At 59.7% G+C, this 15,730-nt stretch carries 21 protein-coding genes; 7 read left to right on the top strand and 14 right to left on the bottom strand.

Annotation, left to right across the window (positions count from 1 at the left end):
• On the bottom strand, positions 1–454 hold a 454-nt coding region (locus tag KBZ07_RS06910; RefSeq protein ID WP_254930919.1), incomplete at its 3' end, for a hypothetical protein.
• Positions 455–510: 56 nt separating this feature from the next.
• Positions 511–768 (bottom strand): helix-turn-helix domain-containing protein, encoded by a 258-nt coding sequence (locus KBZ07_RS06905; RefSeq protein ID WP_254930918.1) that lies wholly within the window; start codon positions 766–768, stop codon positions 511–513.
• A gap of 1,087 nt (positions 769–1,855) precedes the next feature.
• Between KBZ07_RS06905 and KBZ07_RS06895 the strand changes: the two genes are divergently transcribed.
• The gene (locus KBZ07_RS06895) at positions 1,856–3,379 is read left to right on the top strand and encodes an FAD-binding oxidoreductase (protein ID WP_254930917.1); all 1,524 of its coding nucleotides are present in this window, start codon (positions 1,856–1,858) and stop codon (positions 3,377–3,379) included.
• 220 nt (positions 3,380–3,599) lie between these two features.
• On the opposite strand, the gene KBZ07_RS06890 is transcribed toward KBZ07_RS06895, so the two are convergent.
• The gene (locus tag KBZ07_RS06890; protein ID WP_254930916.1) at positions 3,600–4,013 is read right to left on the bottom strand and encodes a hypothetical protein; all 414 of its coding nucleotides are present in this window, start codon (positions 4,011–4,013) and stop codon (positions 3,600–3,602) included.
• Between the two features lie 37 nt (positions 4,014–4,050).
• Here KBZ07_RS06890 and KBZ07_RS06885 point away from each other — a divergent pair, with 37 nt between their 5' ends.
• On the top strand, positions 4,051–4,266 hold the full coding sequence (locus KBZ07_RS06885; RefSeq protein ID WP_254930915.1) for a PAS domain-containing protein: 216 nt from the start codon (positions 4,051–4,053) through the stop codon (positions 4,264–4,266).
• 142 nt (positions 4,267–4,408) lie between these two features.
• Here the strand turns inward: KBZ07_RS06885 and KBZ07_RS06880 are convergent, their stop codons facing one another.
• A complete protein-coding gene (locus tag KBZ07_RS06880; RefSeq protein ID WP_254930914.1) occupies positions 4,409–4,795 on the bottom strand; it encodes a nuclear transport factor 2 family protein in 387 nt (128 codons plus the stop codon).
• A 148-nt stretch (positions 4,796–4,943) separates the two neighbouring features.
• On the opposite strand from KBZ07_RS06880, the gene KBZ07_RS06875 reads away from it, so the two are divergent.
• Positions 4,944–5,123, top strand: coding sequence for a hypothetical protein (locus KBZ07_RS06875; RefSeq protein WP_254930913.1), 180 nt, complete (start codon positions 4,944–4,946; stop codon positions 5,121–5,123).
• A gap of 111 nt (positions 5,124–5,234) precedes the next feature.
• On the top strand, positions 5,235–5,402 hold the full coding sequence (locus KBZ07_RS06870) for a hypothetical protein (RefSeq protein ID WP_254930912.1): 168 nt from the start codon (positions 5,235–5,237) through the stop codon (positions 5,400–5,402).
• A 1,292-nt stretch (positions 5,403–6,694) separates the two neighbouring features.
• Here KBZ07_RS06870 and KBZ07_RS06865 read toward each other — a convergent pair.
• From KBZ07_RS06865 to KBZ07_RS06845, 5 genes are all read right to left on the bottom strand, one after another.
• Positions 6,695–7,231, bottom strand: coding sequence for a carbonic anhydrase (locus KBZ07_RS06865; RefSeq protein WP_254930911.1), 537 nt, complete (start codon positions 7,229–7,231; stop codon positions 6,695–6,697).
• Positions 7,232–7,574: 343 nt separating this feature from the next.
• Positions 7,575–7,763: a hypothetical protein gene (locus tag KBZ07_RS06860; RefSeq protein ID WP_254930910.1), complete on the bottom strand. Its 189-nt coding sequence runs from the start codon at positions 7,761–7,763 to the stop codon at positions 7,575–7,577.
• Between the two features lie 124 nt (positions 7,764–7,887).
• Positions 7,888–8,541, bottom strand: a complete 654-nt coding sequence (locus KBZ07_RS06855) for a L,D-transpeptidase (protein WP_254930909.1) — start codon at positions 8,539–8,541, stop codon at positions 7,888–7,890.
• A gap of 43 nt (positions 8,542–8,584) precedes the next feature.
• Positions 8,585–9,730 carry a transporter substrate-binding domain-containing protein gene (locus KBZ07_RS06850; protein ID WP_254930908.1) on the bottom strand — a complete coding sequence of 382 codons (1,146 nt, stop codon included), beginning with the start codon at positions 9,728–9,730 and terminating at the stop codon, positions 8,585–8,587.
• An 8-nt stretch (positions 9,731–9,738) separates the two neighbouring features.
• The gene (locus KBZ07_RS06845; RefSeq protein ID WP_254930921.1) at positions 9,739–10,158 is read right to left on the bottom strand and encodes a nuclear transport factor 2 family protein; all 420 of its coding nucleotides are present in this window, start codon (positions 10,156–10,158) and stop codon (positions 9,739–9,741) included.
• Positions 10,159–10,258: 100 nt separating this feature from the next.
• Here KBZ07_RS06845 and KBZ07_RS06840 point away from each other — a divergent pair, with 100 nt between their 5' ends.
• Entirely contained in the window at positions 10,259–10,945 is a 687-nt protein-coding gene (locus KBZ07_RS06840) for an AAA family ATPase (RefSeq protein WP_254930907.1), read from the top strand.
• A 26-nt stretch (positions 10,946–10,971) separates the two neighbouring features.
• Here the strand turns inward: KBZ07_RS06840 and KBZ07_RS06835 are convergent, their stop codons facing one another.
• Both KBZ07_RS06835 and KBZ07_RS06830 read right to left on the bottom strand, forming a co-directional pair.
• Positions 10,972–11,637: an SDR family oxidoreductase gene (locus KBZ07_RS06835; protein ID WP_254930906.1), complete on the bottom strand. Its 666-nt coding sequence runs from the start codon at positions 11,635–11,637 to the stop codon at positions 10,972–10,974.
• Positions 11,637–12,170, bottom strand: coding sequence for a CDP-alcohol phosphatidyltransferase family protein (locus KBZ07_RS06830; RefSeq protein ID WP_254930905.1), 534 nt, complete (start codon positions 12,168–12,170; stop codon positions 11,637–11,639). The genes KBZ07_RS06835 and KBZ07_RS06830 overlap by 1 nt, the downstream gene beginning before the upstream one ends.
• Before the next feature lie 75 nt (positions 12,171–12,245).
• Here KBZ07_RS06830 and KBZ07_RS06825 point away from each other — a divergent pair, with 75 nt between their 5' ends.
• A complete protein-coding gene (locus tag KBZ07_RS06825; protein WP_254930904.1) occupies positions 12,246–12,683 on the top strand; it encodes a CBS domain-containing protein in 438 nt (145 codons plus the stop codon).
• On the opposite strand, the gene KBZ07_RS06820 is transcribed toward KBZ07_RS06825, so the two are convergent.
• Genes KBZ07_RS06820 through KBZ07_RS06810 form a run of 3 tightly spaced genes read right to left on the bottom strand, consistent with a single transcriptional unit; the run spans position 12,684 to position 15,046 of the window.
• Complete coding sequence (locus KBZ07_RS06820) at positions 12,684–13,031, bottom strand: gamma-glutamylcyclotransferase family protein (RefSeq protein WP_254930903.1); 348 nt, start codon at positions 13,029–13,031, stop codon at positions 12,684–12,686. It lies immediately after the preceding gene.
• 19 nt (positions 13,032–13,050) lie between these two features.
• Positions 13,051–14,901 (bottom strand): CHASE domain-containing protein, encoded by a 1,851-nt coding sequence (locus tag KBZ07_RS06815; RefSeq protein ID WP_254930920.1) that lies wholly within the window; start codon positions 14,899–14,901, stop codon positions 13,051–13,053.
• Positions 14,873–15,046, bottom strand: a complete 174-nt coding sequence (locus KBZ07_RS06810; protein ID WP_254930902.1) for a hypothetical protein — start codon at positions 15,044–15,046, stop codon at positions 14,873–14,875. The genes KBZ07_RS06815 and KBZ07_RS06810 overlap by 29 nt, the downstream gene beginning before the upstream one ends.
• 267 nt (positions 15,047–15,313) lie before the next feature.
• On the opposite strand from KBZ07_RS06810, the gene KBZ07_RS06805 reads away from it, so the two are divergent.
• Positions 15,314–15,730, top strand: a 417-nt coding sequence (locus KBZ07_RS06805) for a hypothetical protein (protein WP_254930901.1), incomplete at its 3' end; no start/stop codon positions are given.

Genomic DNA, 15,730 nt, shown 5'->3' with positions numbered 1-15,730 from the left:
AATCCAATCTGAAATGTCTTTGATTCGTGGCATTTACAAAATTATCAAGGCGCCAGTAGATCCATCCCCAAATAAGCAATGAATAAGGGAGAAAGAACAGCAATTGAGTAATAAGTGCAAACCTGGGAGATTCACGATCAAAGACGAGTAGATTAAGGCCTACCAATTGAATAAACATCCTCGCGACGATATATAGTCCAACAAGGTCTAAATACCTTCTTACCCAGTTTGGCCTGCCTTGATAGGCGGCCAGGCACACCAAAGGCACTAGGAATAAGGGTACTGTTACAAAGGATGCGGCAGTGAGAATAAAAGACTCAAATGAAACAAAGGCGGCAAGCACTCCTCCGTTGCTACCCAAGATTGACTTGGTGCCATTAATAAAAAATATGTCTTGAAAAAATAAAAGAAAAAACAAAACTAGAAAGAAAATATCCTCCCAGTGGCGAGACAAATAGGATCTAAAAGGGGAGGAATAATTGTGGTCTTTGTTCGTGCTGAAAAATTTAGTCATTGAACGACGACCTCCAACAGATCCTCAATCCCGCAATCCAGTACCGTAACAATCTTCCCTGCCAACTCCAAGGAAAGTGCTGATGCTGCTTTTGGGTCGTCAGCACTGCGACCCAATCTTGTGATTGTTGTCGCTGCCACGCCTGCCGCCACTGCCAACGAGTTCATCGTAACTGCCTTCTCACCCGCCTCAGCACGACGCAGATTTGCCTTGGCGATTGCTTTGGCAAGTGTGAAGCGTACTTGTTTTCCCATAAAGCACACAATTCTTCAATTGCCTTAGCAGGGTAAGGCAGTAACTCAACTCGCAAACATAGTATCTAATAAGAGACACTGAGGGTCATGCATCAAAGCCCAGCGCCGCCTGAAACAAGACAAATCCCGTAAAGACAACGATGCCAAAAGCACGGGAAGACCAAAGAGAACCCAAAAACTCCGCTTACACGACACTTCTGAAGCAAATATGAAGAGGATGGTCTCACAAGGGGGGTGGCAAAACTTATTGGTTCATCTCGCAATCTTCTGGGCGCGAAACGATAGGCATTCAGTTTTCTGTGCTGTGATTGCAGCGTTAAAGTTCAAAGAAATCCGCCCTGCCCGGCGTTGATTACTTACGCGCCCGCCTACCTAAGTGTCGCCGCGCACCCAGATGGTACGGCTTGCTGCACTTCAGGGTCGGTGCACGCTGCTGGGCGGACAGCGCTGACAGCTAGCGGCGCGATAGCTACCGAGCTCTGTCTGGAACACGCTTTCGAGCACGAAGATCTCCTCTCCGCCGGGATGGGCGGGTCGCTCAATGCTGCTGCATTGGCGGAGCGCACGAGCCAGGTGGCCTTAGCTACTCCATCGGTGATGGCGTCCCCGCCAGGGCGGCGATGATCGCCTACCTAATTGTCGCCGCGCATTCCGCGGACGAGTCAACGGCGATCTTCTTTTCAGTTACGATCTGGAAGACTCGATGGCGGTGGTGGACGGCCGTGCCTCGCTGCCGGAGGAATGCAGGCTCAGCCCACCTGAGAGCCGGAATGATCTCGCGGCACAATTCCACGAGTTGTTGAACACCTCCGCCTTTCTGGAGGCACTGCCACACCACCAGGTTGAACTGCATCGCCCGGAATCCAAGCCGTCGGGCCACCTGAACAGTTCCGCTGCCTCAAGCAGAGGCAGGCGCCTACAGCTTCCTCTGCCGATTCACTTGCAGGGAGAGCAGCTGGTTATCGCTTGATCGTCCCAGTAGAAATGTGTCGTTCAGTCGGGTGATGCCACACCTCAGCCCAATCGGCATGGTGGTGTCCGTCTACGGCAGGGAGATAGAATTAACAAATTATTGTCAGGTTCGGCCATGGGCTCAGCACCGAAAAAGCCCGAAATCGGTGCCTTTGGCTTCGGGGAGGGATCAACCCCGGATGGAACTGGCGATGATCAAGGTAGTGGTGCGATCGAATGCGTTGAGCCGAAGGATGCATGGTTATTGCAGCGCACCTATTGCCTCAGTGGCAACAGGCTGCTGAGGACGAGTAGCGACGGTTCGATCCCCTCAACAACCTGCGCCCGCCAAGTCTACCGTCCTCGATCAGCCCAGGAGATCGCCGAACTGGTCAGATCGATACCAGCGACTATCGCCATTGCCTGCGTGGGCGGAGGACACGAAACATCGAACGCAGCAATGTTCGCCAGTAGCGAAGCGATCGTTCTGGATCTGGTACACCTGAAGTCTATCGCGTTTCACCAGGAGGGCGAAAGTTCATTGGTCACGGTTGAAGCCGGTGTGGTTTTTCGTGAGCTTGTCGAGGCCGTGAAGGGCCGTCAAGCCGCCTTGCCGGTGGGAACCGGTCCGGATGTCGGAGTTGTGGGCTATATCGTCAACGGTGGATTGAGTGGCTACTTCTCGCGGCGTCTCGGCTTGCTCGGACAGCGGGTAGTCCGCCTGACCATGGTTACGGCAGAGGGTGACATCCGGGTGCTCACTCCTGAGGACGACCTGTTTATAGCGATGTTGGGAGCCGGTAGTGCTCTTGGCATCGTGGTCGACGTCACGATTATGATGGGCCCCGCGAGCATACTGCAGAGCGCTGAGCAACGGGTTGTTGCTTACGAAACCCGGGAGCAGGCGGTGGCCTTTGCACGCGGCGCACTCCGCATCCAGAGAGACTCCGCGCTTCCCAACGACTCCGTCTCGATGGAGTTGGTGGTCACTGGGACCAAGGCTTTAGTGGTTACAGTTGTATTTTATGACGCCTTTAAAGGAAGCACCGCAGAGTTTGTGAAGCCGCTGGAGGCTCTCGCGGCCAGCTTGAATCTTTCGATAGTCTTGAAATCGCACTGGAGCACGTGGTACGAAGCGGCGACCGCCCTATGGCCGGTCATCGCCGAAATGAAAGGCAGTCCGCTAGGCATGCTTCAACACTCCATGGGAACCAATGGTCCGCCTACCGATGCTGTCCTTGACTTCATCTGCGACACCGTCGTTGCCGAAGCGCCTCTGGATCAGGCCCAGTTTTCGATCGTGGAAATTCGGACGCTGGGAGGCGCTGTTCTCTCACAGAGCGAGATTCCCACCGGCAACTGCCATCACCAGTTCTTTGTCGATCTCATCACCCTCTACGACGCCAAAGCCAAGACGGTGGCAGAACGCCAGGAGATTGCCACCCTCACCCAGCGGGTCATGGAGAAGGCGCAGCACGTCGATGGCCTTTCGCTCGACTTCAGCGGCACTCACTCCCAGCCCGACGACGTCAACTCCTCGGTGACAGCATCCGGGATTTTTGGCACGGAAGCCATGGCGGACAGCATCAGGGGCCTCAAGAAGATTGTTGACCCGACCAATCGTTTCCGGTTCCACCCGTTTGCGAAAATCCTCGGCTGAGTTGCGGCCCTTTGGATCTCAGAGGTGTCACGGCTTGCTCTGAGGAGCCCTCACCCCTGAGAAGCGCCAGAGGCCTGCACGGCTCAATGGGCGCCATCGAGTTCTGCAGCAGTCTGCGGCTCACGCTTGTGGAGGCCCCTAGAACTCATTTATCCCCTTGGCAAGCCATCCTGAGCCGGAACGACCGTTGAGTGCCGGCTCAGGGTTGATCCGGCTTGGACTAAGGCTGATGCGCTGAGTTTGGATCAGGTGGAGCGGGTCTGGTATCGGAGCTGTACAGACAGCTCTGTCTGGCGGTGGTGCGAATGAAACCCACGGCGCTCGGACCGCAGAGCCTGATGACCTCGCCGGCGCGGGCCAGCCCGAATCCGCAGAGACGAAGAAGGACCACCAACATGCCGATCGGGTTGGCCGCTCTGAACAGCCCCTGGAAGCCGGGGAGATAGATCCAGTCCATTCCCAGGCCGGTGAGTACCTGAATCGCCAGGGCCGTGAGCCCCAGAGGCTCAAAAACCTCCTCGAAGGCGCGGACCTGGGCAGCGCTCTGTGCTCGCAAGGCCCTGGGGAACAACCCCAGATCCAGCACCAAATGCCCGCCAGTCCACACCGTGGCGGCCAGGGCATGAACAATCACCAGCAGCGGAAAAACAGGCAGAGCAGCTCCTTTGCAGGTGATCGTTGATCTATGCGACGCTGCGGCCTACGCCATGGATCTCGATGGCAACTACACCTACGCCAATGCGGCGGTGCAGCGCATCTTTGGTGCCGACCTTGCTGGGATCATTGACAAGGATGACAGCCACTTCTTCGACCTCGAGAAATCGAACGTCTTGCGTGAGAACGATGTCGAGGTGATCGCCCACGGCACCTCAGTCGCGCGCGAGTAGCGCGACATCATCAAGGAGAGCGGTGAGGAGCAGGAGTATTCACCATCAAGAGCCCTCTGCGCGACCCATCCGGCACGATCGTGGGCATGTGCGGACTATCGATCGACATCACCAATCGGGACTAGCTAGCTACCTCTGGCCCCTAAAAGCGATCGGTGTGGTGATGCACCACCCGCCAGTGGCCCAATTCCTTGCGGAAGATCGTGGTGGCGCGAATGTCGCTCTTGATCGCTTCGCCGGCCTTGGTCATACCGCAGGTCCGCTCCATGCAGACCAGATATCCCATCTCAGCGGATTCCACGAATTGGTGATCATCAACCTCCAGAGTCCCCTCAAATCCCATGGCAGACTCCCGGGCGAATTCCTCCATCACGGCGGTACGCCCGGTGTAAGTGGCACCCATGGGCCCCAGGTGGCTGATGTCGTCGGCTTCAGACCAGATGGCTTCAAAGGCAGAGATATCTCCCGCCAGCAACTTGTTCCCGGCTGCATAGAAAGCGTCAGCTGCAGCTTGCAGGGTGGTGGTCATGGGTTGAGCCTGCGTTGGCTGCTGGTTTCAGCAGGATGGTAGCCAAGCGCCTACATTTGCATACTTCATTTCGGATTCGGCCAAGGCCTCTCCATCCAACGTGGCCGTTTTGCCAACCTCCACTGCGGCAGCCTTATTCGAGGCTCACATGCAAGCGGAGCCCAATTCCGATCTCGCCGGCACCATGGTCACCATGGTCGACGCCCCCCACCTGCTCAAACTCGCCTCAGGCACGGGCGGCCAGGGGGCAGACGGCGTGGCCACGTTCTATGCCACCCAACTTATTGACCAGTTTTTTCCGCCTGATGTGGAGTTCATCTCCACCTAGCGCACGGTGGATGGAGAGCGGCTGGTAGATGAACTAGTGATCCGCTTCAGCCACACTTAGACAATCGGACACCTACTGCCCGGCGTGGCGGCTACAGGTCGGGCTGTGGAGATGGCCCTGGGTGGGATCGTGGGAGTGCGTGACGGCAAGGTGGCCTACGAGCACATCTATTGGGATCAGGCGGGTCTGCTGGCCCAATTGGTCCTGCTGGATCCAGAAGGCCTGCCGATCGTCACAGACACCGCCCGGGGACTGCTCGCCTACACCGGCAAAGATTGAACAAGTCTCTACGGAAGAACTATCTTACCCGGTCGATCAGGACTCTGAGAGCGAGGATTGATGAGCGGCCCCTGGTGCAGTTGCCCGCTGTAGTCAGGCGGTCCCACGCAGCCATGGTCGGAGCTCAGTGGTGGTGGCCGGAAGGGCGGCCGTAGCAATGGGGCGAAACGAAATCAAGCCAGATGGCAACACTCGGGAGAGGTAGAGCTGCTGATGGTGTCGCCCGGGCCGGTGGACTTATATACAGCTGTTGCGCTCTGGCCCTGCTGAGGTCACGCCCGCCAATTAGTGGTGCTCCCCCGGCTCCCCGTAGAGGGTGCAGCCGCAGGCATCGACCACCGCAGCCAGGGTGTCGCGCAGGGCATCTGCCAGCTCGACCACCAGCTACTGGCTAAGCCTGTTGCCGGCGTCGGTGTGACCGGAGGGCCTGCAACGTTGGCTGGTGTGCTTCTGGTCGGCGGCGATCACGGTGCGGCCGCACTCCTGGGTCCTGACCTCCAAAATCGTACGGGGCTTTCCCAGGCCGGAATTAGAATTCAGTTGTTCATCCTACCTTTGGCAGCGACCTGATTCTGCAGGAAGGTGCCTGAACCGTCCTCTGCTGGCTTTGGGGCGGGCGGCTAACCCCTTGGGACCATCGACCTCGAGGCCCTCTATGCCCTTGGCCTCGTCCTCGGTCATGCGCGCCCGCAATTCCAGCGTGGTTCGGTCCCCCCCGGGGACGCGGCGTTGATGCCGTGGCAATCGTTGGCTTGCGCTTGATCACTGCGTTGTCTGGTCATCCGAGGACGCCGTGCGCCTGGGTTACCGCACGCGTGTACTTCTGCCAGGTTGCCGTGCCATTAGCCGAGGGGGATCGCTGGAGCGCGCTTTAGCTTCAATGCGCCAGGCCGGTGTGGCCCTGGAAACCAGCGGGGAACTGGGTTGAGCGCCCTCCCGGGGATGGTGACAGTCAGCGTGCAAATAATTGGGCTAAAATTTATGAGATGGGCATAATGCAGCGGCCAATCTTTCCGCCTTCTTACCATGATGCAGCCAAATTACTTGCACATGGATTAAACTCGGCGCCCCCGCATCGCTGCTAGCGGGCAGCTGGTTCACCCTTAAAGAATCCGTGGCATCTGTTCTGGCGAAGGCGATCTCAGGGGATTAACTCATGTCCCTTGAAGAGCGCATCACCCATGGGGCGCCTTCTAAATGCTCTGTTGCTGAGATCCGCACTAAGGCCGCATCGAACTGGGACAAGCGCACAAACGAGTGGCTGGGGCTCTGGCGTGTGTAGGTGCGGACGCTCAGCGCTGCCGGGAGATGGACGCTTGTGCGGGGCCGGGATAACCAATCGGCTCCACATGTCCCATCCAGTCTATCGCGGAACTGTGCAGGTCGTAATAGCCCGCTACCACCGCCAAATGACCAGCGCGCACCCGATCGGTCAGCAGCACGCTGGAGTGCACCAGAATGGCGGCGGCGCTGAGTGTGTGGCGCCGGCAGGATTCTTCCAGGGAGAGGTGCTCGCCATACTGCAACAGCTCCATGCGCAGCTGGCCCACCACCTGGGAAAGGCTGGGCGTGAGCAGCAATTGAGGGTTAAGGGCGGCAGATACGGCGCCACAGGCCTCATGCCCCAGCACCACAACCAGCGATACATCTAGATGGCCCACCGCATATTCGAGGGAGGCGATCGCTGCAGTGGTACTCATCGTGCCGGCATTGCGCACCACAAACAGGTCGCCGAAACCTGAGTCAAAGAGCAGCTCCACCGGCACCCGCGAATCGGCGCAGCCGAGCACTGCCGCTAGGGGATGCTGCCCTTCCACCACAGCCCGCATGCGTTCTCTAGTGGTGTGAGGATGTATGGAGTGGCCATCTAGAAAACGTTCGTGGCCCTCCTTTAGCCAGCGCAGCACGGCGTCCGGTCGGACCAGGGGGGATGGGTCCTGATCTGGGAGCTGGTTTGGTTCAGGGGGAGCGCTTGATTCGGCCATGGAGAGCAACAAAACCAAGTGGCACTTTGAGTTCTTCCTAAATCGCACCCCCACAGTCTGCGCAGATGTTCAATACGAACAGCTCGTGTTAACTGACATGGGAAGCGCCAACAGCTTCTGGGGGTCCGAACATATGTTATCCATCCTGAGCCCATCAGCAGATCGCCTGTACCCAGGGGCGTTTAGCTCAGACAGTCGGTTGGGTTCCCCTTGCGCTGGTGTCTTCTTCGATTCGGTAATATTCTCGATCGTCCGAGCAGCAGAGATCGGCGTAGTAGCGTTCGAGTTCCTGATGGGCCTCGTTGTAGCTGGCGTATAGCCGCTTGGTGATGGCATCGCTGACGCCGTCATCGCGTCGTATCCGGTATTTGGTCATGGATCAGTAGTAACGGCTGGGGGATTTCCCCGGGTGATCGATATGCCGCAGCAGCACACCCGAGCACGTGAATTGATTCATGTTTGTAGTGAAGCTTGCTTCAAACTAATCCACCAGGCGCCTTTCACGGCGTGCAGGGTCCTTTGGCACTGATCACCACTTCATCGCCCAGCTTCACGGCCGAGAGTAGGCCCTGGAGTGCGGGCTCGGCTACGTTCACGCAGCCACCGGTCACCTTTTGGCCGATGCGTTTGTCGTTATTGCTGCCGTGGATGGCGAAGCTGTACCAGCGGAATTTTCCTTCGTAAGTGTTGAAGGCGAACGGCTGCTTGACGCTGCCCACCGGCGCCAGGCTCACGTAGCCGCTGCCGTATTCCCGAGTTTCACCATCGCCGTCAAAGTCGATGGCGTTCATGTTGCGGAAGAGAGTTCGGCGCAGTTCAGCTTCGCTCTTGCCTGATTGGACGGCCAGCGCCGGCTCCATCTCGAAGCGATCGTGGCTGAAGATCCCATTTACCCGGAAGCGCCCCAGCGGCGTGTAGCCCTCCTCGAAGCGGCTGCCGGCGCAGGTGATGCCGTTCCGGCCGAAACCCACCTTGAAGACTTTGCGCTGCTGGCCGCGGGTAAGAATTCCATAGCTCCTGGACGGCGCCTTCTGGTCGAGCTCGATCCGGATCGGTCCCGTTACTGCGGATGCGTTCTCACGGGAGGGGTTGCCGCCGCAGCCCGCCAAAGCTAGGCAGAACCCCGCAAGGGCCAGCGATGGAAGACGGTTCATGGCGGCAAGTTGCTCGCACCCCATGTTGCCGCGCCCCCAGGGTCTACCAGCCGTTGATCGCCTGACGGCGCAGCTGGCTCACCACCCCATCTCGTTTCAGCCGGCCGAGGGCCACGTTGATCCGGCTGACACTTGCGTTGTTCAGTGTGGGGGACAAGGCAAAAGCCTGGCTCTGAGGATTGAGGTCGCGTAGGGCCAGGCCGAAGCGCTTGTCGGAGATCTGTTGCAGCAGGAAATCAAGTTGGATGTCATCGGCCATCACCGCATCTACTGTGCCAGCTGCCAGCAGGGAATCGGCATCCGGCACCCGCATCAACTTGCGTAACTGGATCGGCGGCTGCAGGCCGCTGCCATTCAGGCCTCGCAGCAGCTCTTCGCTGACACTGCCGGGACGCACGGCCACCCGTTGACCCGCCAGATCGTTGAGGCTGCGCACCGAGCGGCTGGCCAGGTCCTGATTGCCACGCACCACGTTGATTGTCACGTAGCTCACCAGCAGGGACGCGCTGACGATCCGCACCAGGTAAGCCAGAAAAACCAGGGAGTGACCCCGGGCTGTCACCACCACCGTGTTGGTGCCTGGCCCGGTTGCCAGCACCTGAAAGATCAGGGCAAAGCCGCGGCGACGACCCACTTCCCAGGCTGCCGGTTTGCTGCCGGAGCGCTCCACCCGCCATACCGCCACGCTCAGCAGGCCGATAAGGCCCACATAGGCCAGTAGCAGGCGAATCAGGTCGGGGCCCAGCAGCGACTGCAGGAGCGATACCCCGAGGTCCAGCCGGGAGCGAAGGGTCATCACCCCCAGTCCAGTCTCCTGGAACGGCAGGGAGAAACGGTTGCTCCCCAGCCGTTCCGGTGAGACGGTGATGCAGCCGATGGCTACATCCAGTTCACCGCGGCGGGTGGCCTCCAGCAGGCTGGCGGGGTTCTCCCGTGCCACCAGCACGTAGGGCAGCCGCTCCTGGTCGGCGATGCGTTGCCACAGCTCCACGGCCATCCCGCTCCAGCTGCCCTGTTTGCGGAACGAGCAGGGCTGGGAGCCATCCGCCACCCCCACACGAAGCACCGCAGCGGCCTGCAGCGGCGTGGTCGCCAGGAGCAGACCGATCGCCAGGGCCCGCAGCAACGGTATTGGCAACTGGGATACGGATCTATGCACCAATCCTGGCAGGGTGGAGCGCCAGCTCACTAGCTCCCTCAACCCACGAAGCGCCCGTAGAGCCAGCGCACGAAGCCACCCAGTAGCGGTACTGGCCCGAAGGTGGGGCCGACGAAATCGAAGTAGTCGCGGTGGTCGCAGATCCTGCCCTCGCCGTTGAACAGCAGCCGTGTGGCGCCCGGATACACAAACTCGATTCCCTTGATCTTCAGCCCCATCTCCCACTCCACGAAGGCGCTGTTGCCTTCGATCGCGATGGCGCCGGGGGTGAGATAGGTGTCGTCACAGCGCTTGAGCAGGCCCTCCTGGGCGGCGATGTAGGCCGCGATGCCCTCGCGCTCCTGGGTGGGATCGCTGAAGTGCACATCCTCGGCGTAGAGCTCCCGCCACTGGGCCTCGCTCGGCCCGGGGGCGCCGTAGGGCTTGCTGAACAGGGCACGCAACTGGGCAGTGTCCACCACTGGGGCTATTGGGGGGTCAGGCTCAGGATGGCACTCTCGCCTGGGGGCTGGCCTCTAGAGAAGAAGTGGTGTTTGGATTGGTCAGCAGGGCAACGCCATGAGAATCGCTATCAGTGGATCCCACAGCCTAGGTAAATCTACGCTGGTGCGGGATTTTCAGGCTGCACACCCAGACTTTCAGCTGTTTGATGAGCCCTACCGGGAGCTCTTCGCCCGCCAGGAGCGCATCCACTTCGGCGAGCGGGCCAGCCAGCGCTGCAACCGCTTGATGACTCAGCACGCCATTGATCGCATCAACCAGGCACGGCTGCAGATGCCCGAGACCCGGGTGATCTGCGACCGAAGCTGCCTGGACTTCATCCCCTACTCCCTCTACGCCCGCGCCATGGGTAGCAACGAGGGGCTACCCAGAGATGAACGTCTCCGCACGGTGGAGGTGCGTCCAGACATGCAGGAGAAAAACGATTTGCCCTTTCCTTCGGACATCAATGCCGCCTTCATCGAGCAGCTGTGGTCCATGATCCTCGAGAGTCAGGCCCTGGCCAGTTACGACCTGATCGCCTTCCTGCCCCTCACGGGCGAGCCAGGCATCGACCCCTGCCTGGAGAACGACGGCATCCGTTCCGTGGAAGGGGCCTATCGCGCCTGGGTTGATGCCGCCTTCAAGCAGCTCTATCGCCATGACCTGCCCGCTCGCTGTCCCCAGGCCTGCGGGGTAATCGAAATCAGCGGTGGCAGGCCTGAGCGGGTCAAATCGCTGGAAGAGGCGATCGGGCTGGTCTGAATCTGACAACAATGAATGTGCCAGCCCTACCAGGGCAGCACCTCGCCATTGGAGTGCCAGAACGTGCCGCTGGTCTCCAGGGTGAGGGCGTCAATGCGGGCTAGCAGACCTGTCACGGCCTGCTCGGGGCTGATGCCCTGGGGGTTGAAGTTGATCATCCGGGTACGCACCAGGCCCGGATGCAGTATTGCCACGGCAATGCCCCGGGGGCGCAGGTCGATCGCCAGCGATTTACCCGCCATGTTCAGCGCCACCTTCGACATGCGGTAGCCGTAGGAACCGCCGGAGCCGTTGTCGTCGATTGAGCCCATACGGCTGGTCATCAGTGCCAGCTTCGAGCCGCTGGCCAGATTCGGCAGCAGGGCGCGAACCAGGCGTAGGGGTGCCAGAGCGTTCACTTCAAACTGGCGCCGCAGGCTGTCGGGGTCGAGCTCCTCCAGCGAGGAGCGCTCGAGGATGCCCGCATTGAGGATCAGCCCAGCCAGCACCAGCCCATCGAGCCGCTGCACCAGTTCAGCGATGGCGGCTTCAGCAGTGAGATCGATCCCCGCCTCGATGCGCACCCCCAGGGCCTCTAGCTCCGGAGAGGCCGTGCGGCATACCGCTATCACCTGCTCACCCCGGGCCTGCAGCTGGCTGCAGTACTCCAGGCCGATGCCGCGGTTGGTGCCGGTTACCAGATAGGTCGCCATCAGTGGCCAGAACGCAGATATCCCCATGCTGACGCCAAGGCCAGAGCCAAAGACGGCCAGAACAGCCACCAGCCGACCAGTTGGGTCCAGCCGGCCCCTGCCCAGGGCCAGAGCAGCAGCAGCAAGCTGGTGAACTGCAGCACAGTTTTCGCCTTGCCGCTCCAGGAGGCGGGCCCGCCGCTGGTTTCGGCGGCGCGCCAGCCAGAGATCAGCAGTTCCCGGGCCAGCAGAAGCCAGATCGCCCAGAGGGGCACCATCCCCTTGGCTCCGAGCCAAAGCAGGGGCGCCGCGATCAAAATTTTGTCGGTGAGGGGGTCGAGACGGGCACCCCACACAGAGCCGCCGCCCGCCCGCCTGGCCAGCACCCCATCGACCCAGTCGCTCAAGCCGCCCAGCAGCAGCAGCAGCCAGGCCAGGGTGAGCTGGCCACTAGTCAAAGCCAGGATCAGTGGCAGGCCCAGGGCGGCCCGGCCCAGGGTGAGGCCATCGGCCAGTTGGCGGGTTCTAGATGGTCTGCTGCCTTTGTTTGTCATGCCCGCCGAGCTCGACCCCAGAATGGCTCCAGTCTTGTCTCTTCGCCCGTGGTGCAACAGCTGGTTTCTGCCGTGATGTCGGCCCCGGTGCTGAGCGTTGGCGCCGACAGCCCCCTGCAGGAGGCCGTGCAACTTATGAGTGAGCACCACATCAGCGGTCTGCCCGTGCTGGATCCAGCCGGGGCGCTGGTCGGCGAACTCACCGAACAGGACCTGATGGTGCGCGAAAGCGGCTTCCACAGCGGCCCCTACGTGATGCTGCTCGATGCGGTGATCTACTTGCGCAATCCGCTCAACTGGGACAAGGAGGTGCACCAGGTCTTGGGCAGCACCGTCGCTGAGGTGATGAATGCCAAGGTGCACACCTGCAGTGCCGACCTGCCCCTACCGGATGCGGCCAAGCTGCTGCACGAGCGCAGCACCCAGCGCCTGTTTGTGATTGATTCAGCCAAAAAGCCGGTGGGCGTAATCACGCGGGGCGATGTGGTGCGGGCCCTGGCGGCGGCAGGCTGATCAGCAAGCGCCCTGCCACCTGCCGCTGGCAACCAGGGGAGAGTGGCGAACCTGGCGTGCCCGGCCCAGATAGACCCAGGCGAAGGGCCCTTGCCATAGCTCGAGCCAGTAGCGCTGGAACAGCCGGGGAGCCCCCTCGAATCGGTCCAGTCGCTCGAGCATCGGGGCGCTCACCCGGTAGAGCTCCCCGTGGAGAAGGGCCGTCTCCCCGGGGCTGGCGACCGCCATCGGGAACGGCCCCAGGTCAAATAGCTGTAAACCGGCCAGTTGGGCTTCGCCAAGCCAGGCTGCACCGTCAAGCCAGGCGTGGCTGGCCTGTTGGCGCTTAAGGCTGCCATAGACGAACACCCTGGTCGTCCCAGCCCCGTCAGTGATAATTGGCTTGTGTGCCCAGCCCTGATCCATGACTATCGCTTTGTTGGTCGCTCTGGCCGGTTCCTTGGTGCTGATGGCTGTGATCGTCAAGCGCCTGGAGCAGGCCTGAAACCTGAACCGACTTGCCCGAGCTCCGCTTAGCCGCGTACATGGCGTTGTCTGCGGCTGATAGAAGCTGCTCGCGGCTCTCACCGTGGTCTGGGTAACGGGCTATGCCCACGCTGGCCGAGATGTTGATCGCCCGGTTAAGCTCCAGATAGGGGAGGCGACTTGAATCGACCAGCTTCCTGGCCATGGCCTCCAATTCGGCGCAATTGCCTGCCTCCGGCACCAGCACCACAAATTCATCGCCACCCTGACGACAGAGCAGGTCGCCGTCGCGGATCACCTTGCTGAAGCGTTCGGCGACGATCTCGAGCACCTGGTCACCAACCTTGTGGCCAAATTTGTCATTAACCAACTTGAACCCATCCAGGTCGAGATAGAGCAGGCCCAGGGCGTGGCCGTGGCGCTTTGCTAGGGCCAGGTGGCGCTCCAATTGCTCCATCAACATTGAGCGATTTGCAAGGCCAGTGAGGGTGTCGTGCATGGCCATGTAGCGCATGGACTGTTCGGCCTGATGGCGCTCGGTGACGTCCTGATACATCCCCACGAAGTAACGGGGTTGAAGCTTTTCATCTCGCACGGTTGTGATGCTGAGGTGATGACAGCGAATTTCCCCATTGCGCAACTTGTTCCACAAGTCCCCTTCCCAGTAGCTCTTTTGGTTGAGATCTTTGCGCATCTGTTCGTAAAAAGCTGCATCATGCCTGCCGGATTTGAGCAGGTTGGTGCGTTGTCCTTTGATTTCTGAGAGGCGAAAGCCGGTGAGTTGGCTAAAGCTGTTGTTTGCCATCAGAATCTGGCCGTCTGGATTTGTTACAACAATTCCCTGGCTACTCTCTTCAAACACCGTGCTGGCAAGAGCCCGCTCCTGGCTGGCGGCCTCACTGATTACCAAAGCTTGCCGGGTGGCCAGATGGTTGGCCACCAATATGTGGGTGACGAGGGCTGCAACGATGCTGGTGCTACCCCCGAGGAGCAGGTTTATCCAATAGGCACTGGTGATTCCATTTGGCCCCACCAGCCGCGGTGAAAGCTGAACACCGACCAACCAGGTGCGGCCACCTATGTGGAGCGGCTCATAGGAAGGATGGCTGAGTTGCTGGCGGGGGACCAGCTTGAGGTTGTCGTAGAGCAGTTGACTGGCAAAGGGCCGGTCGCCATCGAAAACCAGCACACCGGTGCCAGCCATATCGGTATTATCAATGCTCGCGATTGAACTGTTCACCAAATCGTTCATACGCAGTGGCGAGTAAGCCCAACCCAGCAGCTTACGGGTACTGGCTCCTGGCAAAAGACCCCGATCGGCGTAAACGGACAAATAGATCAGTACTCCCCGCTGCATATCCTCCTGGGTTTCCTGCACCAATTTCACCTTGCCGCTGAGGCTGGCGGCACCCGTCTGCCAGGCCGCCTGCATGGCCTGTCGCCGAATTGGCACGCTGTACATGTCAAAGCCGAAGGCCCGCTGATTACGCCAGTCGAAAGGCTCGAGGAATTCGATTGAGCTATAGAGAGCCCTTGGCCCTGGGGGCCGGACGCTGAAGTTGGCAAATCCTTCTGAGCGGATACGTTGCTCATAATCCTCCAGCAGGGGAGCCGGAATCAAGCGGGCAAAGCCAACCCCTTGTACACCTTTGAGCTGGCCAGTGTTGAGAGCTACGGATTGATAATAGGTTGCAAAATTATCACGGTTAACTTCAACTGAAGAGTTAAACAGACCCACGACCCCAGCCAGCATGGAGATATTGATCTCCATGCTGGCTGCGCAGGGCATCGCTGACGTTATCGAGCAGGGTACTTTCAATACGCAGGTGTTCCTGCTCCCCAAAGCGCCTGGTCTGCTCGCTCACTGCCACGGTGCCGGCCAGCCCAATCGTCAACACAACCCAAGGCAGCAGGGCAATGGTGCGTTGCCTGCCCCAGGAGTTGATTAGCCCCCCTATCAGTACTCGGGGAGTACCTCTCACATCAGGTCATCTAAAATCAAACATATTCTAGGCTGATACCAGCATCTGCTGGGGAATAGGCTCGGCGAGCACGGGGCGGCAGGGGGTGTACTACTGTGTATGGGTAGTGGGCAGTCGAGGGGCGATAGACAAAAAGCAACACCACTGAAGCTAGCTTTTTGGTCCCCACGCAGGTTATAAGCAATGGTGCTTCAAGTTAGTAGAACACATATCCAAATCAAGCCTGATCCTGCCCGGGTTTTTTTCAGGCCATTTGAGTCCAGTAGCAAGGAACGTAGTCAAAGGATTGTGGCCCGAGTAACGGCCATGTCCCGCTCAGAGGCAGAGCAAGAAGCTGCCATCATGCTGGAGCGATTTGAGGGTCGCCATGAAAAGCTCCAGGCATTTCTGCTGAGTCGTTTCGAGCATGTACGCGAACATCTGATCACGGATCAGCCACTTAATCGCTGCGAACGCTTGCTGATTGGTGCCTATTTCACGCTGGAATATTCGCTGGAAGCGGCTGCGCTCTTCAACCCATCAATCGTGCCCCACCCGGATCAGTCTGGGCTGGAGTCAGGCTGCCTGCGCTTTGTGCTCAGTCTGAGGGCTACGGGCGAG

Source organism: Cyanobium sp. BA20m-14 (assembly GCF_024346295.1).
Note: the sequence above shows the minus strand (reverse complement) of the source record. Positions and strands in the feature narration are given on the sequence as shown.